The sequence below is a fragment of the Sinorhizobium sp. BG8 genome (assembly GCF_016864555.1).
Classification (GTDB): domain Bacteria; phylum Pseudomonadota; class Alphaproteobacteria; order Rhizobiales; family Rhizobiaceae; genus BG8.
Map to the genome: position 1 here is coordinate 1495275 of NZ_CP044011.1, position 7226 is coordinate 1502500.

The following is a 7226-nucleotide window of genomic DNA, read 5'->3' on the forward strand; positions in this document are numbered from 1 at the left end:
CCATGGCGACGCCCCTCGTTGTTTCCGAAGTCTCGAAAAGCTTCACAATGCATTTGCGCGACGGCATACGCCTGCCGGTCGTGTCCAACGTCGCCTTTTCGGTGAAGGCAGGGCAGTGCGTCGTCCTGGGTGGCCCTTCCGGCATCGGCAAGAGTTCGCTGCTCAAGATGGTATACGGCAACTATGCCGTCGACGGTGGCCAGATCCTCGTAGACCATGAGGGCAGGCTCGTGGATCTCGCCACGGCCGATCCGAGGACGATCCTCGCCGTGCGCCGCGTCACGCTCGGCTATGTCAGCCAGTTCCTGCGCACTGTGCCCCGGGTCGCGGCGGTCGATGTCGTGGCCGAACCGCTCGTGGCGCGCGGCGAAATCCCCGCCGTTGCCCGTGAGGCGGCGGAGGCGATGCTCGCCAGGCTCAACCTGCCACGTGAACTCTGGCAGTTGCCGCCCGCCACGTTTTCCGGTGGCGAGCAGCAGCGCGTCAACATTGCCCGTGGCTTCATCACCGATCATCGCGTGCTGCTGCTCGACGAGCCCACGGCGTCGCTCGACGCGACGAACCGCAAGGTCGTGGTGGCCATGATCGAGGAGAAGAAGGCGGCCGGAGTGGCGCTCCTCGGTATCTTCCATGACGAGGATGTGCGCACCGAAGTCGCGGACCACATCGTGGACGTGTCCGCATTCTCGCCGCGCAGGGCTGCCGCATGACGAAGCTCTCCGAAACGCCGCTGGTGCATCCGACTGCGTCGGTGCGGGACACCACGCTGGGCAAATACACGGAAATCGCCGACCGCTGCCGCGTGAGCGAGGCCGAGATCGGCGACTACTCCTACATCATGGAGGACGGCTCCGTGTGGTGCGCGACGATCGGCAAGTTCGCAAACATTGCCTCCTCGGTCCGCATCAACGCCACCAACCATCCGGTGTGGCGCGCCACCCTTCACCATTTCACCTACCGCGCCCGGGACTACTGGGCGGATGCGGATACCGAGGAGGACTTCTTCGCCTGGCGGAGACAGCACCGTGTGACGATCGGACATGATGTCTGGATCGGCCACGGTGCGACGATCCTCCCCGGCGTTACGATCGGCAACGGTGCCGTCATCGGTTCCGGTGCGGTCGTCACGAAGGACGTGGCGCCCTACACGATCGTCGGCGGCGTGCCGGCGAAGCTGATCCGCGAGAGGTTCGGGCCGGAACTTGCGGAGCGGTTTGAGAGGCTCGCCTGGTGGGATTGGGACCACGCGCGCCTGCGCGCCGCACTCGACGATTTCCGTGCTCTTGACGCAGAGGCTTTCCTTGCGCGCCACGGCGCCGCCTGAGGGCGCAAGGCCCGGAAAATGAGGGTCTGTGGACTGTAACGAAAGCTACACGAAACTGACATTCGCACTTCATGAAGCGCCGCTAAGCCCGATGCAACTTGAATACAGGAACACCTTCGAGGGAGCCGCGATGCTACGTCTCAACCATGTTACGCGCCGCTTCGGCACTCATGCGGCCGTCAACGACGTGAACTTTCATATCCCGCAGGGACAGATGGTGGGGATCATCGGCCGCTCTGGCGCGGGCAAATCAACCCTGCTGCGGATGATCAACCGCCTCGTGGACACGACCGAGGGCTCGATTCATTTCGGCGAACTCGAGGTTTCCTCCCTGCGCGGCCAGGCGCTGCGCAACTGGCAGCGCGATTGCGCGATGATCTTCCAGCAGTTCAACCTGGTGCCTCGCCTTGACGTGCTGACCAACGTGCTGCTCGGCCGCTTGAATCATCGCTCCACGACCCTCAGCATACTGAACCTGTTCACACGCGAGGAGCGCATCATGGCGATCGCCGCTCTCGAGCGTCTCGGCATCGAACAGACCGCGCTGCAGATGGCCGGTACGCTCTCGGGCGGCCAGCAGCAGCGCGTGGCGATTGCCCGGGCCTTGATGCAGGGGCCCAAGGTCGTGCTGGCCGACGAGCCGATCGCTTCGCTCGACCCGCTGAACGCCAAGATCGTCATGGATGCGCTGCGCGACATCAACGAGCGCGAAGGCATTACGGTCGTCACCAACCTCCACACGCTGGATACGGCCCGCAACTACTGCGAACGCATCATCGGCATGGCTGCAGGCAAGGTCGTCTTCGATGGGTCGCCGCGGGAACTCGACGGCAACGCGGTTCGCACGATTTACGGCACCGGTGCCGATGGAGCGGGGATCGACGAGACGATGACCTCGACCAGCATCGACGGCCTCCACGCGCCGGTCCTCCAGGACAACATCAAGGAATCCACCAGTCCCAAACCGCTGGTACTGGCAGGGCTCTAGGCCTGCCGGGATCGCATGGCCCGCGTCAAGGGCCGTAACCATTCTCGCCCGGCGCTGCCGGTCAATCAGGAGAAACGTTCCATGTTGAAGAAAGCTCTTTTCGGCGCCGTCGCCCTGCTGTCGCTGGTCACCCATGTGCATGCGGAAGATCTGAAGGATTTCCGCGTCGGCATCATCGGTGGCGAAAACGAAGCCGATCGCCTGCGCAACTACCAGTGCATCGTCGACAAGCTGCCGTCGGTCCTGGGCGTTGAAAAGGTCTCGCTTTTTCCGGCTGCCGACTATGACGGCGTGATCCAGGGCCTGCTGGGCGGCACGCTCGACTACGCCGAACTCGGCGCATCCGGCTTCGCCAAGATCTATCTCGCCGATCCGCAGTCGGTCGAGCCGATCCTCACGACGGTCCAGACCGACGGCGCGATGGGCTACTACTCCATCATGGTCGCCCGCAAGGACAGCGGAATGACCAAGGTCGAGGACATCAAGGGCAAGAAGCTCGGCTTCGCCGATCCCGACTCCACCTCCGGTTACCTCATCCCGACCGTGACACTGCCCGAGGCGCTCGGTGGCGTTCCGGTCAAGGAATATGTCGCAGAGACCGGCTTCGGCGGCGGTCATGAAAACCTCGTTCTGGAAGTGCTGAAGGGCACCTTCGACGCCGGCACGACCTTCGGTTCGGGCGTCGGCGAGTTCAAGGACGGCTATACCTCCGGCAACCTGCGCAAGATGGTCGACAAGGGCGTGCTCGACATGAACGACCTCGTCGAGCTGTGGCGCTCGCCGCTGATCCCGAACGGCCCGATCGTCGTTCGTGCCTCGATGGACAACGATCTGAAGGCGAAGTTCAAGCAGTTCATGCTCGACCTGCCGAAGACTGATGCCGCCTGCTTCTCCGCCATCATGGGCGGTGACTTCAGCGGCTTCACCGAAGTGAACACGGAGTTCTACAAGCCGATCATCGACGCCCGCAAGGCGACGATCGGCGGCTGATTACGGCGCAGTTGTCATGCCGTCGGCGGCAACCCCGTCGGCGGCATTTCTTTTCATCTGGCAGGACCGGGTCGGCGCCGAGCCGCAAACACCGGCCGCCTCGCACCACCGGGTGCAGGAAGTACGCGATGACTGGTTCCGCAACACACAGATTGAGCGAACGTGGTGCGCTTGTTGAGCACCACTGGCAGGAACTGGCCGCCCGCCGGCGGGTCTACACCGTGCTCGGCAGTGTCATCCTCATCGTTGCACTCGGCGGCTCGCTCTGGTTTGCAAACGCGACGAACGCAGGAAAATTCTTCGATCGTCTTCCCTATTTCTTCGATTTCATCGGGGATCTCGTGCCGCGCGACGGGATGGATATCTGGCGCGCCATGTTCGATCTCCCTTCGCCCCACGACGACGGCAGTCTCAAATACAACTATCCGGAAGGGCGCCACTATCTCACCGGCAGCTTCTACATTCCGGAATACTTCTATAAGATGCTGGAGACGCTGAACATTGCGCTCCTGTCCACCGTCGTGGGCATGATCTTCGCCTTCGTGCTGTCGTTCCTTGCCGCGAAGAACCTGACGCCGAGCCCGTGGCTGCGCGGGCCTGTCCGGCGCGTCATGGAAATCCTGCGGGCCTTTCCGGAAGTCGTCATCGCCGGCTTCTTCCTGGCGATCTTTTCGATTGGCGCCATCCCGGCGATCATGGCTGTCACCATCCATACCATCGGCGCGCTCGGCAAGCTGTTCTTCGAAGTCATCGAGAATGCCGACATGAAGGCCGAGGAAGGGCTGCGCGCGGCCGGCGCCAACTGGGTCGAGCGCGTCTGGTTCGGCATCGTGCCGCAGGTGCTTCCCAACTTCATGAGCTATTTCCTTCTCCGTTTCGAGATCAACGTGCGTGCATCCACGATCATCGGCGCGGTCGGGGGAGGCGGTATCGGGGAACCGCTGCGCCTCTCGATCTCCCAGGGGCACGAGGCCAAGACGCTGGCGATCGTTCTGCTCCTTTTCGTCACGATCGTTTCGGTCGATCAGTTTTCCGCATGGCTGCGCCGTCGCCTGGTCGGCAACCAGGCCTTCCAGCTGGCGCAGTGAGGATTTGCCATGAAGAGCCTTCACATATCCGAGATGGAAGCGATCGAGGCACGGTATCCGCGGGTCTTCGAACGTTCGCTGTGGTCGCGGTTCCGCGTACCGCTGCTCGTGCTCGCCGTCCTGCTTTACGGTGCCTACAGCTGGTGGTTCTTTGCCATCGGCAGCGTCATGGCTCGCGCCGATTGGGCCATCGCCGGAACCTATCTTGCCGACTGGGTGTCCTACGAGGTTCGCCCCAACATCGAGATGGCGCCTGACGGCACGATGCGGATCGAGTACTCGCGCTTCGATCCGCTCGGGCCCAATCCCAATCCCGACTGGCTGATCGCCGATAGGGAGACCGTCACTCGGACGATCGAGATCCCGGCGACAGGTGGTGAGACGCAGGCAAAGAAGCCATCGATGAGCTTCATGGCGCCGAGCGCGGTGCCCGAAGGCGTTCAGGCCGCGGGCTCGCAGCGGAAGATGGAGACACGCACGGAAGAAGTGATCACCCGCGCCGAAGTCATCATGGGTCGCGTGGGTCGCATCGAAGTCCTGCCCGGCGAGGCGACCGTCACGCGGGGGATGAAAGCTTCCGCGCGACTATGCGCGACGGGATCGTCACGGCGGACGTCGACACGCTTCCCGGCTGGGCAGTCCAGAAGCGTCCCGGCGAGAAGATCATCGTGAGCTTCGGCATCGCCGGCTGGCTCGAGATCGAGCCGGACGAGGTCAGCGTGCGCAAGCGCTTCCTCGGCTGGGCGAACTTCGTCTTCGACGCCAATTCGCCATTCTTCGGAAAGCCGGCGTCTGAAGTCGTCTCGCTAATCGTTTCCGGCGAGCGCATCGATCCGAACCGGTCGAACCTCGCCCTTGCCTGGAACAACATCCTCTACAATGCGGAGTGGCAACATCTCGACGTATGGACCAAACTGCTGCAGACGATCGTCATGGCTTTCGCCGGAACGTTCTTTGCCATGGTCATCGCCTTTCCGCTGTCGTTTCTTGCCGCGCGCAACATCAACCGCAACCGCATTGTGAACCAGCTGGTGAAGCGTCTGTTCGACTTCCTGCGCTCGGTGGACATGCTCATCTGGGCCTTGTTCTTCACCCGTGCCTTCGGGCCCGGGCCGATTGCGGGCATGGCCGCGATTTTCTTCACGGATACGGGCACCCTCGGAAAGCTCTATTCCGAGGCGCTTGAGAACATCGACGACAAGCAGCGCGAAGGGGTCAAGTCGGTCGGAGCGCCGGCCGTTGCCGTCCAGCGCTTTGGCATCGTTCCCCAGGTCTCTCCGGTATTTGCGTCGCAGGCACTCTATTTCTGGGAATCGAATACCCGCTCGGCGACGATCATCGGTGCGGTCGGCGCCGGCGGCATAGGCCTCAAGCTGTGGGAAGCCATGAGGACCAACAGCGACTGGGAGAACGTCGCCTACATGGTGCTTCTGATCCTGATGGTCGTCTTCGTCTTCGACAGCATATCGAATGCACTGCGCTCGCGGCTGATGGGACGGGCAACGCAATGATGCGGATGGATTTTACAGCCGGGGCTGGCATGATGTCGCCATATCTCTACCGTTACTCTCCGCCGCTTCGACAACGATTCGAACAGGAATGAGCATTTGCGCTACGCACTCTACTTCACGCCGCCAGCCGGCCACGGTCTCACGCTTTCCGCATCGCGCTGGATCGGGCGCAACGCATTCACGGGCGCAGACCTCGAGCAGCCGGCAGTCGAAGGGTTCTCTTCCGGGAGCCTCGCGGCGCTGACCGCGGATCCGCGCCGCTACGGTTTCCATGCGACGCTGAAGGCGCCGTTCCACCTGGCCGAAGGACAGTCCGAAGCCGATCTTGTTTCGGAGATCGTCGACTTTGTCAGTGAGACGGAGCGCTTCGACATTCCCGAAGTGGTGATCGGACGGCTCGGTTCCTTCTTCGCCCTGGTGCCTTCGGCCGAGTGTGAAGAGTTGCAATCCTTCGCAGGCGAAGTCGTTCGGCGCTTCGAACGCTTTCGCGCCCCTCTCTCCTCTGCCGACATTGCGCGTCGCAAGCCTGAAGCGCTGACGAGCGAGGAGAGGCAGAACCTCGTGCAGTGGGGCTACCCCTATGTCTTCGATACCTTCCGGTTCCATATGACTCTGACCGGCCAGGTACCGCCGGAGCTGGCGCCAGGCATGGCGACGGCCCTTGAAACCTATTTTGCAGAGCACAGCCGCCGGCCGCTCGCGATCTCCGGCCTCGCGCTCTTCCGTGAGCCGGCCCGGGGCGAGAATTTCTCCATCCATTCGCTGTTCCCGCTGGGGGAGCAGCCAGCAGAAAGACCGCGTGACATGACCACCGAACTCTTGCTCTCCAATGCCCGGATCGTCCTGGAAGATGAAATCGTCCACGGCTCGGTCCTCGTGCGCGATGGGACAATCGCCGACATTTCGCAGTCCACCTCCGGAAAGGGCGAGGACATGGAGGGCGATTACCTGATACCCGGTCTCGTCGAACTCCACACCGATCACCTGGAGGCGCACTATTCGCCGCGCCCCGGCGTGCGCTGGCTGAAGACGGCGGCGATCCAGGCGCACGACGCGCAGATCGTCACATCGGGCATCACCACCGTGTTCGACTGCCTGCGCATGGGGTCGGACGAGGACGGCGGGTTCGAGAAGGGCGAGATGCGCGCCATGGCCGATGCGATCGCCGATGCGGTGCGCGAGGACCGGCTTCGGGCCGATCACCTGATTCACCTGCGCTGCGAGGTCTCGACGGACAACGTGCTCGAGCACTTCGCCGAGTTCGAGAACGATCCGCAGGTGCGCCTCGTCTCCCTGATGGATCATGCGCCGGGCCAGCGCCAGTT

6 protein-coding genes and 2 pseudogenes (1 of these 8 only partly in view) are annotated in these 7226 nt (G+C 62.9%); all 8 read left to right on the top strand.

All coding sequences use genetic code 11. The features are described from left to right. Positions 1–2: 2 nt before the first annotated feature. Complete coding sequence (gene phnL, locus F3Y30_RS06970; RefSeq protein ID WP_203425759.1) at positions 3–710, top strand: phosphonate C-P lyase system protein PhnL; 708 nt, start codon at positions 3–5, stop codon at positions 708–710. After that, the gene (locus tag F3Y30_RS06975; RefSeq protein WP_203425760.1) at positions 707–1324 is read left to right on the top strand and encodes a DapH/DapD/GlmU-related protein; all 618 of its coding nucleotides are present in this window, start codon (positions 707–709) and stop codon (positions 1322–1324) included. The genes phnL and F3Y30_RS06975 overlap by 4 nt, the downstream gene beginning before the upstream one ends. A 130-nt stretch (positions 1325–1454) precedes the next feature. Continuing rightward, complete coding sequence (gene phnC / locus F3Y30_RS06980; protein ID WP_203425761.1) at positions 1455–2312, top strand: phosphonate ABC transporter ATP-binding protein; 858 nt, start codon at positions 1455–1457, stop codon at positions 2310–2312. Between the two features lie 81 nt (positions 2313–2393). Beyond that, on the top strand, positions 2394–3302 hold the full coding sequence (gene phnD, locus F3Y30_RS06985; RefSeq protein ID WP_203425762.1) for a phosphonate ABC transporter substrate-binding protein: 909 nt from the start codon (positions 2394–2396) through the stop codon (positions 3300–3302). Between the two features lie 128 nt (positions 3303–3430). Then, complete coding sequence (gene phnE / locus F3Y30_RS06990) at positions 3431–4390, top strand: phosphonate ABC transporter, permease protein PhnE (RefSeq protein ID WP_203425763.1); 960 nt, start codon at positions 3431–3433, stop codon at positions 4388–4390. Between the two features lie 9 nt (positions 4391–4399). After that, positions 4400–5901: pseudogene (phnE, locus tag F3Y30_RS06995) on the top strand (phosphonate ABC transporter, permease protein PhnE). Positions 5902–5997: 96 nt separating this feature from the next. After that, positions 5998–6666: pseudogene (locus tag F3Y30_RS26245) on the top strand (DUF1045 domain-containing protein); the annotation flags it as partial. Positions 6667–6705: 39 nt separating this feature from the next. Beyond that, a protein-coding gene (locus tag F3Y30_RS26250; RefSeq protein ID WP_246752957.1) for an alpha-D-ribose 1-methylphosphonate 5-triphosphate diphosphatase crosses the window boundary here: on the top strand, positions 6706–7226 show its start. It continues 619 nt past the right edge of the window; 521 of the gene's 1140 nt are visible here — the first part of the coding sequence; it begins with the start codon at positions 6706–6708; its stop codon lies beyond the right edge, outside the window.